Origin of the sequence: Brenneria roseae subsp. americana, from assembly GCF_003115815.1 — a bacterium.
Taxonomy (GTDB): domain Bacteria; phylum Pseudomonadota; class Gammaproteobacteria; order Enterobacterales; family Enterobacteriaceae; genus Brenneria; species Brenneria roseae.
In genome coordinates, this window is record NZ_QDKJ01000014.1 from 23033 (window position 1) to 41877 (window position 18845).

The window sequence follows — 18845 nt, forward strand, 5'->3', positions numbered from 1 at the left end:
CAGAGTAAAATGAGTCTTACAGTTTATCCGGGCATAGTTAAACGAGCCTTTAACAAAGCGGCTTGCAGCGTGTTCCATTCAGCCGGTGATTCGTGAATGACTTCGATGCGGCTGTCGATCGGCGCCACGGATTTTGTCTCAATATGCAGATCATCGCCCTGACGATTGACGATGAGCGTGCCCTCCCGAATTCGCATCACGCCTTTCACCCGATTGACCGGCGATAGTCGCACCCAATCCAGCAGGGCCGCGGTGTCAAAGGTGGTATCTGGCGAGAAAATCCAGCCACAGGCGTGATAACCCTGGCCCTGGTTCAGCGAGCGACGCCAGGGTTCCCCGCCAGGCAATCTCAGCGCGGCCAGTCCCTGAGTCGATTTGTGGGAATGGTGATGTGCGCTGTCGGGGAGTTCGCGGAGGTTATGCCGCGTCCGATCGAGCAGGTGCAGGTCTATCTGCCCCTGACTGGCGTTGACGACAGGACGACCGTCGGCGTTTGCCCGTTGCCATTGTCGCAGGGCAGCAACATCGGCATCCAGATAGGTTTCCTGCTTGTTGGCGATAATAATATCGGCCGCGGCCAACTGATCGCGAAAGTTTTCATTCTCGGTATAACGGGAGTCGCTCAGTTGACGCGCGTCCAGCAGGCACAGCGTCGCCTGCAATGTCAGCCAGGGTTGATAACTTTCTCCGGTAAGCAGGGAGAGAATTTGTTTGGGATGACCGAGGCCGGTGGGCTCAATCAACAGACGATGAGGCTTTTTCTGCTGCAACAGCATGTTCAGACCGAGTTGCATGGGCAATCCATTCACGCAGCACATACAGCCACCGGGAATTTCCTTCACGAATGCGCCGCTGCCATTCAGCAGGGCACCATCAATACCGATTTCACCAAATTCATTGACCAGTACCGCCCAGACTTCATCTTCGGGCTTTTGTGATAGCAGATAGCGGATGGTGGTGGTTTTGCCGCTTCCCAGGAAGCCGGTGATGAGATTAACTTTAGTTAGCAACATGAACTCCCAAACGAAAGCGTAGCCGGAAAGTAAACCGTTACACTATATAGGAGATAAGCGCGGAGGTTAATTTATGTGGGCGATTGTTGATGATGTGAAAGGGGGAAAGAAGCAACACCGCCGGGAGATAGCGGTGTTGTCTGTCTGATATTACTCTGCGCGTCCCATGTAACGGCGCTCAGGAATATGAATCCGGATTTTTTCGCCTGCGCTCAGGTATTCTGGAACCTGAATGGTCAAACCGGTGCTCATGGTCGCCGGTTTGTTGCGGGCACTGGCGGATGCGCCTTTAATGCCGGGCGCCGTGTCGATAATTTCCATATCCACCGTTTGCGGTAGTTCCAGCGCAATAATCTGTCCGTCCCAGGTCAGCACCTGAATCCCCGGCATACCGCCTTCAGGAATGAACAGCAGTTCTTCTTCGATCTGATCTTTCTTGAAGTTATAAGGCGTGTAGTCTTCATCATCCATAAGGACATATTCGTCACCGTCAATATAAGAGAAGGTGACCGAACGGCGGGTCAGGGTGATGGTGTCGAGAATATCATCGCCTTTAAAACGCTCTTCAACCTTCAGCCCGGTACGGACATCAGAAAAACGCATTTTGTACAAGGTGCTGGCACCGCGGGCGCTAGGACTCTGGATATCAACATCCTTTACCAATAACAGCTTGTCGTTATAGTTCACGACCATACCGCGCTTAATTTCGTTCGCTCTTGCCATAAAAATTACCTGATTAGAAGGAGTGAGGTTTTTGTGGCGACAAGTTACTCGCGCCGCAGGATTCAGGCAAGCGGGAATTATCGTATACGTGGGGAATTAGGCATTGGCGTTTCTCTGGCGGGCTGTTATGGTGGCTCCACCTTCTCTGTTTTGGTCAGCCCACCGGAGTGTTTGCTGATGGACTGTCGACCCGATTGCGGCGCCTGCTGTATCGCACCTTCTATATCCAGCCCGTTGCCCGGAATGCCAAATGGCAAGCCCGCCAATACCCGATGTCTTCATCTGGCGCCCGATATGCGTTGCGGGCTGTTTCATTCTCCGCTCCGACCGGCGGTGTGCGCGGGGTTGCAGGCACGAGCCGACATGTGCTTCAGCAACCGGGAGGCGGCGCTGATCTATCTTATCAAACTGGAAATGGATACGGCTCCTTGATATGGGGTCCCTGTTTTACTAAGCGTCCTTGATGCGCCACATGCAATAACCCGCTCCCAGAGTCATCACCAGTGCAATAAAAAATACGGCGTGATAATTCCAGATTTCCGCAACAAGACCAGCCAGCGAGCCAGAAATAATCCAGCCCACGCGGGTGGTGTTGGTGAACAGCGTGGTGGCCGCCCCAGCCTGACCAGGCATTAAATCCTGAAAGTACAGCATGCCGATCCCTGCAAGGATGCCGATGAAAATGGCATTCAGCAGCTGTAATGCCAGCAAGGCTATTTCGCTGTCGAAAGACAGCAGGCCAACATAAAACAGCAGCCCCATGGAAATAGCCAGCCGCATGAGAAAGCGTTTGCCAAAGCGTCTGGCCACATATCCCGCGATCAGCATGGTTGGAATTTCCAGCCCGGCCGCGGTTCCCATCATGATGCCCGCCAGTTTTTCAGGTAGCTGAAGCTCATGCACCAGATAGAGCGGCATATTGATAATGTAGACGCTGTTACAGGTCCACATCAGCGTACAGGCAGTAAACAGCAGCAGAGTATCCCGGCGATTACTGCGCGGGGATTCAAGCGTCGCGCTTGTTTTTACCATGACTTTCGGCATGGAAGGCAGAAACAGTTTGACCAGGGTGCCGCAAAGCACAAAAACGACGGCGGCCGTCAGGTACATGGAGGTAAAGCCGAATCCCAGCGCAAGAGCAAAAGCGATTGGTGGCCCGACAACCCACGATAGGGAGATCTGCGCCCGCAGAATGGAACTGAACATGGCCGCTTCACGTCCGGTTCGATCCGCATGTTCGCGTGCCAGAGCAAACAGTTGCGGGTTGGAGGTTGAACCAAAGCTGCTGAACAGCACGCCCACAAACAGCAGAATAAAGTAATTGCGGTTCCAGGCGAATAGCACACAGGCCAGGGCGCCCAGCAAACAGCAGTGAAAAATCAGTGTCTTGCGATCGCCGCGGCGATCTGAATACGTCGCCAGTAACTGGCTGACGATAATGCCGATGACCGCGCTGCCGGTATAGAACATGCCAACCAGAAACGGCCGTACCTGCACTTCGTTTGACAGGAAAAGGCTGAGCGTAGGGAGCTGTAATGCACCGGCAGTTCCAGTGAGGAAGGCGATGACTAAAAACGCGGACGAAGTCAGATCAAGCTGACGTCGGGGTGTGTCAACGGGTGTATGCATAAGTTGATAGCGTTTGGAAAACAGGCAGAGGGTAAAATTGGACGCGTCATATTACGCCGCTTTGCCAAAAAACAGAAAACCTGTTTGTTTATTTTTCTTCAGCACCACTTCAGCCACAAACCATTTTTATTGCACAACAGCGGCGTATGGGGATTAAAATGTGCGTGATGTCAAAATTCTGTTATGCCGATTGTGCAGAATACTTGCATAAATGCCGTAATAGAAACAGACTCATTGAAACGTTTCAGCGATGTTTTTTTGAAACGACTCCCACAATAGACACATTTTTTTCTCATAAAAGCTGAAACGATTCAATTTCAGCAGGAGAGGAGAGCCATGTTCCAGTTGTCACAGCAAGATATTCATTTGGGCGCGACGGCCGGCAGCAAGCAGGAAGCCATACAGCTTGTTGCTTCAGCGCTGACCGACGCCGGATGCGTCAGCGCAGCGTATGTCGATGGCATGCTACAGCGCGAGCAGCAGACGTCCACTTATCTGGGAAGCGGTATTGCGATCCCTCACGGTACAACCGATACCCGCGATCTGGTATTGAAAACCGGCGTGCAAGTTTTCCAATTTCCTCAGGGCATTGCCTGGGGGGAAGACCAGACAGCCTACGTGGTTCTGGGGATTGCCGCGCGTTCCGATGAACATCTGGCGTTGTTACGCCAGCTCACGCATGTGCTCAGCGACGATCGCGTTGCTGCCCGTCTGGCGAGCACCGACTCGGCGGAAGAATTGCGCAGCCTGCTGATGGGCGAGCAGCAACTGGCCGATTTCCGTTTCGATACTTCGCTGATCTCACTGGATGTGGCAACGGACAACCTGCTGACGCTACAGGCGCTGAACGCCGGACGTCTGCAACAGATTGGCGCTGTTGATGCCGGTTTCGTCAGCGCGGCTGTCAGCAACAAGCCGTTGAATTTGGGACAAGGCGTCTGGTTTAGCGCCAGCGCCGAAGGGAACCTCAGCAGCGCGGCCGCGGTTGCCCGTCCAGCTGCGCCGTTCAGCGTCGATGATGAATCCGTGGCATTGCTGGTAACGGTAGCCGCCGCGGATGATCAGGCGCTGGCACCGATTGATTACCTGAGCAAACTGCTGATCGCCCAGAAAGCTGAACGCTTGCTGACGGCCGATGCAGCAACGCTGCTGGCGTTGCTGACCAGCGATGTCCCGGAAGAAAGTGAAGTGCTGACGGCAGAATTCACCATTCGCAACGAACATGGTCTGCATGCGCGTCCCGGCACGATGCTGGTTAATGTTATTAAGCAGTTCAGCAGCGAAATTACTGTTACGAACCTTGATGGCACGGGTAAGCCAGCGAATGGTCGCAGCCTGATGAAAGTTGTCGCGCTGGGAGTGAAGAAAGGTCACAGACTGCGTTTTACCGCGAGCGGCAGTGATGCCGAGCAGGCGCTGGCCGCGATTGGCGAAGCGATTACTTCTGGTCTGGGCGAGGGGGCAGCATGAGCAGGCGAGTTGCCACCATTACCCTGAATCCGGCTTACGATCTGGTTGGCTATTGCCCGGAAATTGAACGGGGCGAAGTGAATCTGGTTCAAACAGCAGGTCTGCATGCCGCAGGTAAAGGTATTAACGTTGCCAAGGTGCTGAAAGACCTCGGGATTGATGTCACGGTGGGTGGATTCCTGGGCAAAGACAATCAGGACGGTTTCCAGCAATTGTTCAGCGAGCTGGGCATTGCAAACCGCTTTCAGGTTGTGCCGGGGCGCACGCGAATCAACGTGAAATTAACAGAGAAAGACGGTGACGTTACCGACTTCAATTTTTCTGGTTTTGAAGTCACACAGCAAGATTGGCAGCGTTTTGTCAATGATTCGCTGAGTTGGTTGGGGCAGTTCGATATGGTCGCGGTTAGCGGCAGTCTGCCGGCCGGCGTCGAGCCTGATGCATTTACCGACTGGATGTCCCGTCTGCGTAGCCATTGTCCATGCATTATTTTTGACAGCAGCCGCGAGGCGCTGGTGGCAGGTTTGAAAGCGGCTCCCTGGTTGGTGAAACCCAACCGCCGGGAGTTGGAAATCTGGGCGGGGCGTAAATTGCCTGCGCTGTCCGATGTGGTTGATGCTGCACACGCGCTGCGTGAGCAGGGTATCGCGCATGTGGTGATCTCGCTAGGGGCGGAAGGCGCCTTGTGGGTAAATGCCTCTGGTGCGTGGTTGGCAAAACCGCCTGCTTGTGAAGTGGTAAGTACGGTAGGTGCGGGTGACTCCATGGTTGGGGGACTGATTTATGGCTTATTAATGCGTGAGTCCAGTGAACATACTTTGCGTCTGGCAACGGCGGTATCTGCACTGGCCGTGAGTCAAAGCAATGTTGGTATTACCGATCGTCCTCAGTTGGCCGCAATGATGGCTCGTGTCGATCTGAAACCCTTTAATTGACAGCAGGAGACAAACAATGAAAACGCTGCTGATTTTAGATAAATCACTGGGTCTGGCGAAAAGCCATCTGGTGAAGAACCTACTCGGCGCTGCCGCTGCGAAAGCAGGGCTGACATTTACAGAACAGGCTGGCGAGTCTGAATTGGTGATCATTCTGGGTGCGACTGCGGCGGCGGATAGCGCGTTGAATGGTAAACGAGTATTTGTGGGCGATGTGGAGCTGGCCGCCAGCCAGCCGGAAGCATTCCTGACGAAAGCGCAAGCTGAAGCCACACTGTATCAGGCAACGGCGTCAGCACCCGTTCAGCAAAGTACGGCCGCCAAACGTATTGTCGCGGTAACGGCCTGTCCGACGGGCGTGGCCCATACGTTTATGGCTGCCGAAGCGATTGAAACCGAGGCTAAAAAACGCGGCTGGTGGGTAAAAGTTGAAACTCGCGGCTCTGTAGGCGCCGGGAATGCGATTACGCCGGAAGAGGTTGAACAGGCCGATCTGGTTATTGTCGCCGCGGATATCGAAGTCGATCTGAGCAAGTTTGCCGGTAAGAAAATGTACCGTACCTCAACGGGACTGGCATTGAAAAAAACCGCTCAGGAATTGGACAAAGCGCAAGTTGAAGCCCAGGTTTATCAACCGGCTGGCAATGCGTCGGCGGCAAGCAGTGAATCCGGTCAGAAAGGCGCGGGTCCCTATCGTCACCTGTTGACCGGCGTATCTTACATGTTGCCGATGGTGGTGGCGGGCGGTCTGTGTATCGCGCTGTCGTTTGTGTTCGGCATCGAGGCGTTTAAACAGGAAGGAACGTTGGCCGACGCGCTGATGAAGATCGGTGGTGGTTCGGCGTTTGCTTTGATGGTGCCGGTACTGGCCGGCTACATCGCGTTCTCGATTGCCGATCGTCCGGGGTTAACGCCGGGTCTGGTCGGCGGGATGCTGGCTGTCAGTACGGGAGCGGGTTTCCTGGGCGGGATCATCGCGGGTTTCCTGGCGGGCTATGTGGCCAAATTCATCAGCAACAAGGTGAATCTGCCGCAGAGTATGGCAGCACTTAAACCCATTCTGATTATTCCACTGTTTGCCACGCTGATTACCGGTCTGGTCATGATTTACATCGTCGGTACGCCGGTGGCAAAAATCCTGACGGGGCTGACTGACTGGCTGCAATCCATGGGAACCGCGAACGCGGTAATTCTGGGGGCAATTCTGGGCGGCATGATGTGTACGGATATGGGTGGCCCGGTCAACAAAGTGGCCTACGTATTTGGCACCACGTTGCTCAGCAGTCAGATTTACGCACCGATGGCAGCGGTTATGGCGGCTGGTATGGTTCCGCCGTTGGCGATGGGGTTGGCAACGATTCTGGCGCGTAAGAAATTCAACGCGACAGAGCGTGAAGGTGGTAAAGCGGCATTGGTTCTGGGGCTGTGCTTTATTTCCGAAGGGGCTATTCCTTACGCCGCCCGCGATCCGATGCGCGTATTGCCATGCTGTATCATTGGCGGGGCGCTGACCGGCGCGCTGTCCATGGCGATTGGCGCGAAACTGATGGCGCCGCACGGTGGTCTGTTTGTTCTGATGATCCCGGGTGCGATTACGCCGGTTATCGGTTATTTGCTGGCAATTATTGCCGGAACGGCGGCGGCGGGTGTGCTGTATGCCTTGCTGAAACGTCCTGATGAGCAAATGGTGAAAGCCGCATAAAAGGTCTGAGCCTTATTGTAAAGACAGCGCCAGTGGACATCATGCCTGCTGGCGCTTTTTTGTATCTCAAGTCAGATAACGGAAACGTGTCTTCAAGCCTGAGATTTCAGCCAGGCTATCTCTTCTGCCCAGATGTCCGGATTAACGGTTTCCAGAATCATCGGGATACCATCAAAACGCGGGTCTTTCATGATATAGCTGAAGACTGTCCTGCCGATATTGCCTTCCCCGAGACTATGATGGCGGTCAACGCGGCTATTGAATTCGCTTTTCGCATCATTCAAGTGCATTCCCCGCAGGTAACGGAATCCGACAACGCGTTCGAATTCGGCAAAAGTCGATTCGCAGGTTTCTTTGGTGCGTAAATCGTAACCGCCCGCGAAAGCATGGCAGGTATCAATACATACGCCAACGCGACTTTTGTCTTCCACCCCCTCAATGATCGCGGCCAGATGTTCAAAGCGAAAGCCCAGATTACTTCCCTGTCCGGCCGTATTTTCGATAACGGCGGTGACGCCATCCGTCTGTGCCAGCGCGATGTTAATCGATTTTGCAATCCGCGCCAGACACTGGTCTTCATCAATCTGTTTCAGATGGCTACCCGGATGGAAGTTAAGCAAACTTAGTCCGAGTTGCTGGCAGCGGGTCATTTCATCAATAAAGGCGACGCGCGATTTTTCCAACGCGGCGGCTTCGGGATGACCAAGATTAATCAGATAGCTGTCATGAGGCAGGATCTGTGCCGGGGTGTAGGCATAGCGTTCACAAGCTGCTTTAAAACGCTCGATAGTTTCCTGACTGAGCGGTGCGGCCTCCCATTGACGCTGATTTTTGGTAAACAGCGCGAACGCCGTTGCGTTCAGTTCATGGGCACGGATGACGGCCTGATCGACGCCACCGGCAGCGCTGACATGGGCACCTACGTATTTCATGTTCTTCTCCTCTTGATGACAGAGGTATTATGGCATTGTCCGGCGGGTTACTGAGACGTTAACGAATAAATTTATTGCGGCTAGCGGAATAATTGTTCAACGGCCAGATTAATGCCGGCGCCGCCCGCCAGCAGCCAGAGAAACAAGATCAGCGCCAGCAGCAGCGGTTTTACACCTGCCTGACGTATCGCACTCAGACGGGTGGTCAGTCCCAGGGCGATCATGGCCATCATCAGCAGAATGTTATCCAGCTTGATCAATTCGTTCACCACGTCGGTGGAGAGAAGCTGGCAGGAATTGAACGCCGCGATGGCGACAAACCATAAGGCAAACCAGGGAAACATCAGGGAAACCGGTGCTGCCGATGAGCGTGTCTGTTGTCTGTTTTTCAAAACAAGACCAAGGGCAAGCAGAAAAGGGGCCAGCAGCATGACGCGCAGCATTTTACCAATAACGGCAATATTTTCTGTCTCGGCATTAATGGCGTGTCCGGCCGCCACAACCTGAGCCACTTCATGAATGGTTGAGCCCAGATACATGCCAAACGTCTGTGGCGTTAACGTTATCCAGTGATAATAAAGGTTAAGTTGGTATAGCCACGGATAAAGAAATATCGCCGCAGTACCAAAGATGACGACGGTGGAGACAGCGACGGCGATTTTATCGCCTGAGGCGTTAACCACCGGCGCTGTCGCCAGAATGGCGGCCGCGCCGCAGATGCTGCTGCCAGCGCCAATCAGGATAGTTGTTTCGCTATCGAGTTTAAATAAACGCCGCCCCAGCCAGCAGGCGAGTAGAAAAGTAGACGCGACGATCGCCAGATCGATGATGATGCCCGCGGTGCCAACGGTAGTAATTTGCTGAAAACTTATGCGAAATCCGTAAAGCATAATGCCCCAGCGCAAGAGATGCTGTTTTGCCCACTGCACACCCAGATCGCAGTAAGTATGTAGTCGGGGATAGAGGGTATTGCCGAGTAAAATCCCTGCCACGATCGCTAATGTTAGTGATCCCGGCCCCCACTGCGACACTTGCGGAATCGTTGCCAGCCAGAGAATAAAAAGCGTCATTAAACTTACCGCAGACAAGCCGGGGAGTAGCGTTATCACTCTGTAATGAGGTTTGATGCGTTGTTGCACCGCAGAAAGAGCAATCATTTTGTATACCTGTTCTGAGAATACCGAGCTGAGGGCTCATCCTATAATCAGAAGGTATAAAAGAAAAATTGATTATATATTTATAACCTATCGATATTTTAGATATAAGAACGATGCTTTACGTCGGTTGAACATTTTTGCATCCGTCCTGACGAGCGGTTCAATCCTCCAGAATTTCGGTCTCCTTGTATCCTCTTAATACGCGTTCCTGCATATGATGGCGCTGCCCTGGCGACCATAAGATGGTTGATCCCGTGAAATCTCCTGAGAAATTTATTAATATTCTCCTAACTATAGGTATTTTCGATAAAGAACCCACTATGCATATTACCTTACGTCAGTTGGAAGTTTTTGCGGAAGTCCTGAAAAGTGGTTCAACCACCCAGGCTTCGGTTGTACTTGCACTTTCCCAATCTGCCGTTAGCGCGGCACTGGCCGATTTGGAAGGGCAATTGGGTGTTCACCTGTTCGACCGCGTCGGCAAGCGGCTCGTTGTGAATGAACATGGGAGATTGCTCTATCCAAAGGCGTTGGCGTTGCTTGAACAATCCGTGGAAATTGAACAACTTTTCCGTTATGACAATGGCGCATTGCGTATTTATGCCAGTAGTACCATCGGCAACTACCTCTTACCGGCTATGATCGCCCGTTATCGACAAGATTTTCCTGAAATTCCACTGGAACTGCACGTTGGGAATACTCAGGACGTGATTGCGGGGATTTCGGGATTCAGCGTCGATCTTGGGCTGATTGAAGGACCGTGCCATCATACCGATCTGGTGACTCAACCCTGGCTGGAAGATGAGCTGGTGGTTTTTTGTTCGCCGGCGAATCCGCTCTGCCAGCAGGATGTTTCACTACAGGCTTTGGCCGATGCGCTATGGATTTTACGTGAACAGGGTTCAGGTACGCGTGAAGTGCTGGATCATTTGCTGTTGACTCAACTGCCACACTTCCATCTGGTGATGGAGTTAGGGAACTCGGAGGCGATTAAACACGCGGTGCGACACGGTATTGGCATCAGTTGTCTGTCCCGCCATGTGATTGCCGAACAGCTGGCAGCGGGAACGCTGGTGGAGTTGGCGGTGCCGCTGCCCAGGCTTACTCGTACGTTATATCTGGTTCATCATCGCCAGAAGCATATTTCAAATGTCTTACAGCGTTTCCTGAGTTATTGCCGTGAAACGTTATAGAACGCGTATTTTCTGTTGCTAATGATCGGGCTCGAGTTATGAACCTCTCTTATAACTCGACGATCTTATCTCTCCTGTTGAAAACGATTTGCTACAATCCCGCCTCGATTTTTTTGGCAAGAGCACGCAGGACACTAATGGCTCAGCAAGATATTCAATCTCAGGGAACATCCACCCTGCGCCGTGAGCTTAAAGCACGGCATTTAACCATGATCGCCATTGGCGGTTCGATTGGCACCGGATTATTCGTCGCCTCTGGTGCAACGGTTTCACAGGCCGGTCCGGGCGGCGCACTGTTATCTTATGCTCTGATTGGTTTGATGGTTTATTTCCTGATGACGAGTCTGGGGGAGTTGGCGGCTTTTATGCCGGTTTCCGGTTCTTTCTCAACCTACGGTGCGCGCTATGTAGAAGAAGGATTCGGTTTCGCGCTGGGGTGGAACTATTGGTACAACTGGGCCGTCACCATTGCCGTTGACCTTGTTGCCGCACAGTTGGTAATGGGGTATTGGTTCCCTGAAGTCTCCGGCTGGATCTGGAGCGCGCTGTTCCTGGCGCTGATGTTCCTGTTGAATTACATTTCCGTAAAAGGATTTGGTGAAGCGGAATACTGGTTTTCACTGATTAAGGTGACGACGGTTATTATCTTTATCATCGTGGGTGTCCTGATGATCACGGGCATTCTGCGCGGTGCTGAAAATGCGGGTTTCCATAACTGGCAGATTGGCGATGCGCCTTTTGCGGGTGGTTTCTCCGCGATGATCGGGGTCGCGATGATTGTCGGTTTTTCATTTCAGGGAACGGAGCTGATTGGGGTTGCCGCCGGTGAGTCCCAGGACCCGGGTAAAAATATTCCGCGGGCGATCCGTCAGGTATTCTGGCGTATTCTGCTGTTCTATATTTTCGCCATTCTGATCATCAGCCTGATCATTCCATATACTGACCCTAACCTGCTGCGTAATGATGTTAAAGATATTACCGTCAGCCCGTTCACGCTGGTCTTCCAGAATGCAGGTTTGCTGTCGGCGGCGGCGGTGATGAACGCCGTTATCCTGACTGCCGTGCTGTCGGCGGGTAACTCCGGTATGTACGCTTCGACGCGCATGCTGTTTACGTTGGCCTCAGAAGGTAAGGCTCCGCGTATTTTTGCCCGGCTGTCAAAAGGGGGAGTGCCGCGCAATGCGCTATATGCAACGACAGTGGTGGCGGCGCTGTGCTTCCTGTCATCGATGTTCGGCAACCAGACGGTGTACCTGTGGCTATTGAACACATCAGGGATGACCGGTTTTATTGCCTGGTTGGGAATTGCGATCAGCCATTACCGTTTCCGCCGCGGCTATGTGATGCAGGGACATGACCTGAATCGCTTACCTTATCAGTCGGGTTTCTTCCCGCTGGGGCCGATTTTTGCTTTTGTACTCTGTCTGGTGATTACGCTGGGGCAGAACTATCAGGCGTTTCTGGAAGATAAAATCGACTGGTATGGCGTCACGGCGACGTATATCGGTATTCCGCTGTTCTTACTGATTTGGTTTGGTTACAAATTGTATCGTGGCTCTCGCTTTATCAAATATCAGGATATGACCTTCCCCGATTACAAACAGTAAGCGGGCTGGCCGCCGCCGTTTCCGCGGCGAAGTTATACGTTTTTATCAGGTTGCTTCATTCAGGTGGAGCAACTTTTTTATCTCTCCTTGGCGATTTTACCGAACCCGGTGTTTATCCGGATGGTAATCATCATCTCGTTAGTTTGCTGCGTTTTTCTCCCGCTTTGAACGCCAATTGATACGGCGTCGTGCCATCAGTGCCAGTATAAGCCGTCATTCGCTATTTTCCCCGGTGTGTCAATGTTTGGGGTTGGAATGGGGCTGATTGAAAACCAAAACTACGTTTCTTTTTCTATTATCGACTGGCGGCGTGATAATGAATGAAATTCACCCTATTAAAAGTTGTTAATTACTTTAATGCTGTCTACGCTGAATGCTTGGCGGATCCTTGTATTTTATAGTTGACCGTCTGATTGTTAATTGGATGCGGTGTACGTGTTAATTAAATAATTGTTCTGCTCTCTTTTTTAGAGACACATATAAAGTTTAATAAGTTATTTTAGGGATGAGGATTTCTGTACTCCGTTCCAATGTATAGAATTTGTTACTAACGAAAGTGAGACTTCGGTGTATAAATAGTAATCAGGTTAAACACTATGCTAAAAATTACCTTTTTGGATAAAGGCGCGCTGCCTGAAACTATTTTCCTGAAAAAGAATAGCTTCAGGCGACCACAGTGCCGCCATGAATGGATTGAATATAGCTACACGGCTCCTGAGCAGGTTATTGCCCGGGCGAAAAATAGCGATATTATTATTACCAATAAGACCATATTGACGCGGGAAACGCTGGCGGCGTTGCCTGATTTGAAGTTGATTGCGGTAACGGCAACGGGGACGAATAACATTGATACCGTGGCCGCGGCTGAGTTGGGGATCGCGGTGAAGAATGTGCCCAACTACGCGACTCAGGCGGTTTCCGAGCATGTGATTGCCATGATTTTGGCGCTCAAACATAGCCTGATGGGATGGTATCGGGATCAGCTCAGCGATCGATGGACGAGCCAGACGCAGTTTTCCTACTTTGATTATCCGGTTAAGGATATAGCCGGTTCAACGCTGGGGATTATCGGCTCCGGGGCGATCGGACGTGAAGTGGCCCGCCTGGCGACGGCGCTGGGGATAAAAGTCGTTTTTTCCGAACGTAAAGAAAGTGCGCAGTGTCGTCCGGGGTATTTGCCGTTTGAACAAGTTTTACAGTCTGCGGATATTATTTCGCTGAATTGTCCGTTAGTGGATGAGACCCGATGTCTGCTGAATTCACAAACATTGGCGCTGTGTAAACCGACCGCGTTTGTTGTTAATACCGCCAGAGGCGGACTGATTGATGAAGCGGCCTTACTCTCGGCTTTGAATCAGCGCCGTATTGCCGGCGCGGCGCTGGATTGTCTGACCCAGGAGCCGCCAGCTAAAAACAATCCGCTGATGCTGGCGGCAAAAACGTTACCTAATCTATTGATTACACCACATATTTCCTGGACATCGGCATCGGCCCTGCAAACGCTGATGGAAAAAACAATTGAGAATATTGATGAGTTTGTTCAGCAACAAGGATATCCACAGATATTAATGAACGGAAATGGTGTTAAATAAGCAGAATTAATATGTCACTCATATTATTATTTACACCTTGATGATTGCGCTGCTGTTGCATTGCGATTGTTTTTTTATCGGGGATGGATATTTGTGGCTTGTGTCTGATATCGCATTGAAATCCTGAACTATTGAAACAATCGTGTCTATAGTTCAGGGAAAATAGCGCTATCGTTGTTATTTTTTCAGGCCGGGAAATAGCAGGAACCGGGAAAGGTATTATTGTGATAGTGTTGTTTTGATAATAGTAGCGGGTTAATAATAAATAAAAACGAGTTTCTCTATCTCACCACCTTTGCAGGCGGTGAGTGAACGTGATGAAATCAACGCTTTTGAATATAGGTTATCGCCAGCGCCAGCGCCAATACCAGCCCCTTGATGATGTCCATGGCATAGTAAGGCACTGAGAGCATAACCAGCCCGTTTTGCAATACCCCGAGAATAACCGCGCCTACCAATGTACCCAGCGCATTCGGCTTGCCTGATCCTGCTAATGAAAACCCGATATAGGCCGCCGCGACGGCATCCATCAGGTAGCCGCCGCCTGCATTGACCTGAGAGGAGCCAATACGGGAAGCCAGCAGAATGCCGCCCAGCGCCGCCAGCAGCGATGAAAAGACATAGGCCTGAACACGATAGCGGGCCGTGCGGATGCCTGCCAGTCGCGCGGCTTCCGGGTTGCCGCCAATGGCATACATTCTGCGTCCGTGTTTGGTCAGTGACAAATACAACTGAACAAGCAGCGTAACCACGAGCATGATCACGACAATAACCGGAACCTGCCCCAGTGTGGCAAAGAATTCAGGAATGATGCCTTCAGCCATTTCGCCACTTGGCAGCACCATATTTTGGGTGATGGAGCCGCCGTAGCTGTAGGTCATCGCAACGCCCTGAATCACAAACAGACTGGCAAGTGTCGCCAACATGTCCGGGATCTTGAGCACGACAATCAGAAATGCGTTGAACAGCCCGACCAGCGTGCAGAGTAGCAGTGTCAGCACAATGGCGCCCGTCGTACCCAATCCATGCCAGACGAACAGGGAGATCACCAATGCATTGGCCAATGAAGCCGTTGAGCCGACAGATAAGTCAAACCCGCCGACGGATAGCGAAATGGACACGCCGATAGCAATCACCGTTACGATGGCAATCGAACGCAAGATGTTAATGATATTGTAAGGGTCTAAAAAATTATCCGAGGCCAGTCCGAATAGTGCGATCAGGGCCACAACAGTAATCAGCATGCCCCACTTGTACAGAAACTCGAAGAAGCGATGGCGAAAGGGGAGTACCCCGTTAGGTGAAAGTTGGTGACTCACGCGGGAGTTCCTCCAGTTGAATATAATAGTAATGTTTCTTCATCAATATCTGATGCATCCAGTTCGGCGACGATACGACCGTCCCATAGCACGCAGATCCGGTCACATAAACCGACCAGTTCGGAAAATTCGCCTGAGGCGTAAATAATGCCTTTGCCTTGCCGCGCCAGACCGTCAATCAGTGTGAACAGATCCTGCTTCGCCTTGATATCCACCCCTTTGGTGGGTTCATCAAAAATCAGCACCTGAGCTTCGCTGCGTAACCATTTACCGATAGCGACCTTTTGCTGGTTACCACCAGACAAGCGGGCAAGCTTTTGCATCGGGCCGGTGGTCCGAATGGTCAGTTGCGCAATGATGTGCCTGGCCCAGCGAAATGCCTGTTTATGGCTGAATATTCCCCAGCGGGAAAAGCTGTCGCTGGCACTGACGCTCAGATTCATCGTGACTGATTCGTCAATAAAGATCCCTTCTTTGCGCCGCTCTTCCGGCACCAGCGCAATGCCTTGTTCAACCGACTGATGAGGGGAATGCGGTTTCCATGCCGTACCACGGTATTCGCCGTTGGCGACCTGGCTGGCGGTTGCGCCGAACAGGGCCTTACACAGTTCTGTTTTACCCGCGCCGGCCAGTCCGGCAAGGCCCAGAATTTCGCCTTTGCGCAGCGTCAGAGAGATATCGCGCAGCAGGGTTTCATCATGCAGGCCGGTAACTTGCAGCAATACCTCCTGGCCCTGTGTCACCCGGCGAGGCGGGAAAATATCATCCAGCCGATGGCCGAGCATCCGTTCAACGATTTGTTCACCGCTTAAGCCTTGCATCGGACCGCTACTGACAAATTCGCCATCGCGCAGTACGGTTAACGTATCGCAGATTTCGTTCAGTTCATGGATACGGTGGGAAATAAAAACAATGCCGATCCCGTCGGCCTGTAAACGACGAACAACCTGAAACAGACGCGCGCTTTCCGCCTGATCGAGCGGGGCGGTGGGTTCATCCAGAATTAAAAAACGGCATTCGTGAGACAGGGCCCTGGCGAGCAGAATCTGCTGTTTTTCGGCGAGAGAGCAATGGTCCAGACGCTGGCGTACATCCAGAGCGACACCGAGCTGGTCGAGCAGTGCCTGTGCCTGCCGGTACAGCTGGGACCAGTTGAGCACATGGCCCGTCTGCGCCAGCGTATCCAGCATGATATTTTCAGCAACGGACAGCGTGGGAACCAGCGCCACATCCACCTCTTGCTGTACCAGATGAATGCCGTATCGTTTGGCTGCGCGCGGCGAGTGAATATCCACCGGTACGCCATCAATCATGATGTCGCCACGATAGTGACTGTAGGCGCCGGACAAAATGGTCATCAGTGTTGATTTGCCCGCGCCGTTTGCGCCGGTTAACGCATGAATGGAGCCACCTTCCAGCGTGAAATTAACCTGCTTTAATGCGTTAAAACCAGAGAATGAGATAGAAATGTTTCGCATTTCCAATCGGGTTTGTTGGGTGGTAGACGTCATGGTTCGGTAGCGCTCTCGGCGGTAAATATCGTCAGAAAACGGGTGTGAAAGGTATCACATAACTGGCAGAATTTAATACAGATTAAGGGCAGGGAAAGCCCTGGGATATGAATTTAAAAGCATAAGATAAGTAAAAAAATTCTTAAACCGCATCAGGTAAGTGAATAAGATGGCATGACTCAGGGGCGGGCATGTAGGACGCCCGCTTCCGTCGGTTTCTATCAATGGTTGCACAATGATAAAAAGCATAGGAATTTCAGCAAATGAACACAACGGCAATCCGTGTACAGGTCGGTCCGGCCAACTATTTTTCTTTTCCCGGGGCAATCGATAAATTACTGGCGTTCTATCCTCCGGCTGTTTTGAACCATGCCCTGTGGATATACGGGGAACGCGCCCTGGCGGCGGCGAAGCCATTTTTACCCGCGGAATTTAACGCCGGTACTGCCCGGCGCGTACTGTGTGGCGCACACTGTAGCGCAAGCGAAGTGGCCCGGCTGGCGGCGGAGGCTGGAGATAACTGTCAGGTCGTGATCGGCATTGGCGGCGGCGCGGTGTTGGATACCGCCAAAGTGGTGGCCCGGCAGGTTGGTGTTCCGTTGGTCGCCATACCGACGATTGCGGCGACTTGCGCGGCCTGGACGCCGCTGTCTGTTTGGTACAACGATGCCGGACAGGCGCTGAATTTTGAAATATTTACCGATGCCAACCATCTGGTACTGGTTGAACCCCGCATTATTCTGGCCGCACCGCCAGAATATCTACTGGCAGGCATCGGGGACACGTTGGCGAAGTGGTATGAAGCGATGGTGCTCAGTCCGCAGCCTGATACGTTACCATTGACGGTTCGTCTTGGTCTGCAAACCGCGCTGGATATCCGGGATGTGTTACTGAAGCAGAGCGTTTCGGCAATGGAGGCTGTCGCGCGCGGCGAACTGACGCCGGCGTTTCTTGATGTTGTGGATGCCATCATCGCCGGTGGCGGTATGGTCGGCGGGCTGGGTGAGCGCTATACCCGGGTGGCCGCTGCACACGCTGTACACAACGGGCTGACGGTACTGCCACAGACTGAACAATTCCTGCATGGCACAAAAGTCGCTTACGGCATTCTGGTGCAAAGTGCCTTGCTGGGCGATGACGCCACGCTGCGTCAACTCCACGACGCGTTCAAAGGGTTGGGTTTGCCGACATCGCTGGCAGAGCTGGAAGTGGATATCAACGATCGCGCTGCGATTCAGTCGGTGATTGCACGAACGCTGAAACAAGGTGAGTCAATTCACTATTTGCCACTGGCACTCGATGAACATGTCATGCTGGACGCGTTGAAAAAGGTCGAAGCGTTGGCTGGCTGACGGAAAGGTAATGGGCGGATTATCCGCCCAATTTCCATACCCATCATCTTTCATGACTGAACGACTCGGCCCACCGCAGGGCGGGCAGGATGCCCGTCATAACTCTACCGGACGGATGATTACTGTATTTTTTCGTAGGCGAACGAACTTTTGATGTAGCGTGAGTAATATCGGTATTTGTTCGTGCTCGACATTAACTCTTCATAGATCATCCGCGCCACGCCTGAGTATTGATATATGCTGCCATTCAGCAGTTCAATTTCCAATAGACTCTTTTCCGCATCGTATCCGATAGCAAACAATTCTGATGATGAAACCCGTTTTCTTTGCAAAATCAATCACTCCTAAAAGATCAATGCCACACTCCAGACGGCGAAACAGCCTATTTTTATTAGACGCCTTACAGCGTGAAGTTACCGTCTTCCAGCCCTTTAATACTGGTCCGGTATAATACGCTACTCGTTCATCAAGAAAAGTGCGATATTTATATACTCGTCATACTTCAAGCTGCATGTGCGTTGGCTGCGCTTAGTCACCCGAATCACTTACTTGAGTAAGCTCATCGGGGTTCCTGCGCTTGCCGCCTTCCTGCAACTCGAATTATTTAGAGTATAGGCAGCCGTTGCCGGGTAATGAGCAAATTTGTCGACCCGGCGGGGTTGCCGTGATTGGGTTCGCTGTTCATCCTGAATATAAGCGCGTTGATACGC

16 protein-coding genes are annotated in these 18845 nt (G+C 52.1%); 8 read left to right on the forward strand and 8 right to left on the reverse strand.

Annotation, left to right across the window (positions count from 1 at the left end):
- Window positions 1–23 precede the first annotated feature (23 nt).
- Both B4923_RS16515 and yeiP read right to left on the reverse strand, forming a co-directional pair.
- Window positions 24–1010 carry a CobW family GTP-binding protein gene (locus tag B4923_RS16515; protein WP_109055560.1) on the reverse strand — a complete coding sequence of 329 codons (987 nt, stop codon included), beginning with the start codon at window positions 1008–1010 and terminating at the stop codon, window positions 24–26.
- Between the two features lie 153 nt (window positions 1011–1163).
- Entirely contained in the window at window positions 1164–1736 is a 573-nt protein-coding gene (yeiP, locus tag B4923_RS16520) for an elongation factor P-like protein YeiP (RefSeq protein ID WP_109055468.1), read from the reverse strand.
- A gap of 177 nt (window positions 1737–1913) precedes the next feature.
- Between yeiP and B4923_RS16525 the strand changes: the two genes are divergently transcribed.
- Window positions 1914–2168: a YkgJ family cysteine cluster protein gene (locus B4923_RS16525; RefSeq protein ID WP_109055561.1), complete on the forward strand. Its 255-nt coding sequence runs from the start codon at window positions 1914–1916 to the stop codon at window positions 2166–2168.
- A gap of 18 nt (window positions 2169–2186) precedes the next feature.
- Here B4923_RS16525 and B4923_RS16530 read toward each other — a convergent pair whose 3' ends face one another.
- Entirely contained in the window at window positions 2187–3365 is a 1179-nt protein-coding gene (locus tag B4923_RS16530; protein WP_109055469.1) for a sugar efflux transporter, read from the reverse strand.
- Between the two features lie 336 nt (window positions 3366–3701).
- On the opposite strand from B4923_RS16530, the gene fruB reads away from it, so the two are divergent.
- From fruB to fruA, 3 genes are read left to right on the forward strand one after another with little or no spacing between them, the layout of a single operon-like run.
- A complete protein-coding gene (gene fruB / locus B4923_RS16535; RefSeq protein ID WP_109055470.1) occupies window positions 3702–4835 on the forward strand; it encodes a fused PTS fructose transporter subunit IIA/HPr protein in 1134 nt (377 codons plus the stop codon).
- On the forward strand, window positions 4832–5770 hold the full coding sequence (gene fruK / locus B4923_RS16540; protein WP_109055471.1) for a 1-phosphofructokinase: 939 nt from the start codon (window positions 4832–4834) through the stop codon (window positions 5768–5770). Before fruB ends, fruK begins: the two co-directional genes overlap by 4 nt.
- 16 nt (window positions 5771–5786) lie before the next feature.
- The gene (fruA, locus tag B4923_RS16545; RefSeq protein WP_109055472.1) at window positions 5787–7472 is read left to right on the forward strand and encodes a PTS fructose transporter subunit IIBC; all 1686 of its coding nucleotides are present in this window, start codon (window positions 5787–5789) and stop codon (window positions 7470–7472) included.
- A 92-nt stretch (window positions 7473–7564) separates the two neighbouring features.
- Here fruA and nfo read toward each other — a convergent pair whose 3' ends face one another.
- Both nfo and B4923_RS16555 read right to left on the reverse strand, forming a co-directional pair.
- Window positions 7565–8404 carry a deoxyribonuclease IV gene (gene nfo, locus B4923_RS16550; protein WP_109055473.1) on the reverse strand — a complete coding sequence of 280 codons (840 nt, stop codon included), beginning with the start codon at window positions 8402–8404 and terminating at the stop codon, window positions 7565–7567.
- Between the two features lie 80 nt (window positions 8405–8484).
- The gene (locus tag B4923_RS16555) at window positions 8485–9561 is read right to left on the reverse strand and encodes a YeiH family protein (protein ID WP_109055474.1); all 1077 of its coding nucleotides are present in this window, start codon (window positions 9559–9561) and stop codon (window positions 8485–8487) included.
- Window positions 9562–9881: 320 nt separating this feature from the next.
- Here B4923_RS16555 and yieE point away from each other — a divergent pair, with 320 nt between their 5' ends.
- The 3 genes from yieE to B4923_RS16570 all read left to right on the forward strand — a co-directional run bounded on the left by yieE (window position 9882) and on the right by B4923_RS16570 (window position 13953).
- On the forward strand, window positions 9882–10754 hold the full coding sequence (yieE, locus tag B4923_RS16560; RefSeq protein ID WP_109055562.1) for a DNA-binding transcriptional regulator YeiE: 873 nt from the start codon (window positions 9882–9884) through the stop codon (window positions 10752–10754).
- A 137-nt stretch (window positions 10755–10891) separates the two neighbouring features.
- Window positions 10892–12361 (forward strand): amino acid permease, encoded by a 1470-nt coding sequence (locus B4923_RS16565; protein WP_109055475.1) that lies wholly within the window; start codon window positions 10892–10894, stop codon window positions 12359–12361.
- 596 nt (window positions 12362–12957) lie between these two features.
- Entirely contained in the window at window positions 12958–13953 is a 996-nt protein-coding gene (locus B4923_RS16570) for a 2-hydroxyacid dehydrogenase (protein WP_109055476.1), read from the forward strand.
- A 323-nt stretch (window positions 13954–14276) separates the two neighbouring features.
- Here the strand turns inward: B4923_RS16570 and B4923_RS16575 are convergent, their stop codons facing one another.
- Window positions 14277–15197, reverse strand: coding sequence for an ABC transporter permease (locus tag B4923_RS16575; RefSeq protein WP_245929641.1), 921 nt, complete (start codon window positions 15195–15197; stop codon window positions 14277–14279).
- A gap of 71 nt (window positions 15198–15268) precedes the next feature.
- Entirely contained in the window at window positions 15269–16783 is a 1515-nt protein-coding gene (locus B4923_RS16580) for a sugar ABC transporter ATP-binding protein (protein ID WP_109055478.1), read from the reverse strand.
- 263 nt (window positions 16784–17046) lie between these two features.
- Here B4923_RS16580 and B4923_RS16585 point away from each other — a divergent pair, with 263 nt between their 5' ends.
- Window positions 17047–18135, forward strand: a complete 1089-nt coding sequence (locus B4923_RS16585; RefSeq protein WP_109055479.1) for an oxidoreductase — start codon at window positions 17047–17049, stop codon at window positions 18133–18135.
- 119 nt (window positions 18136–18254) lie between these two features.
- On the opposite strand, the gene B4923_RS16590 is transcribed toward B4923_RS16585, so the two are convergent.
- Complete coding sequence (locus B4923_RS16590) at window positions 18255–18467, reverse strand: KTSC domain-containing protein (RefSeq protein WP_109055563.1); 213 nt, start codon at window positions 18465–18467, stop codon at window positions 18255–18257.
- Window positions 18468–18845 lie beyond the last annotated feature (378 nt).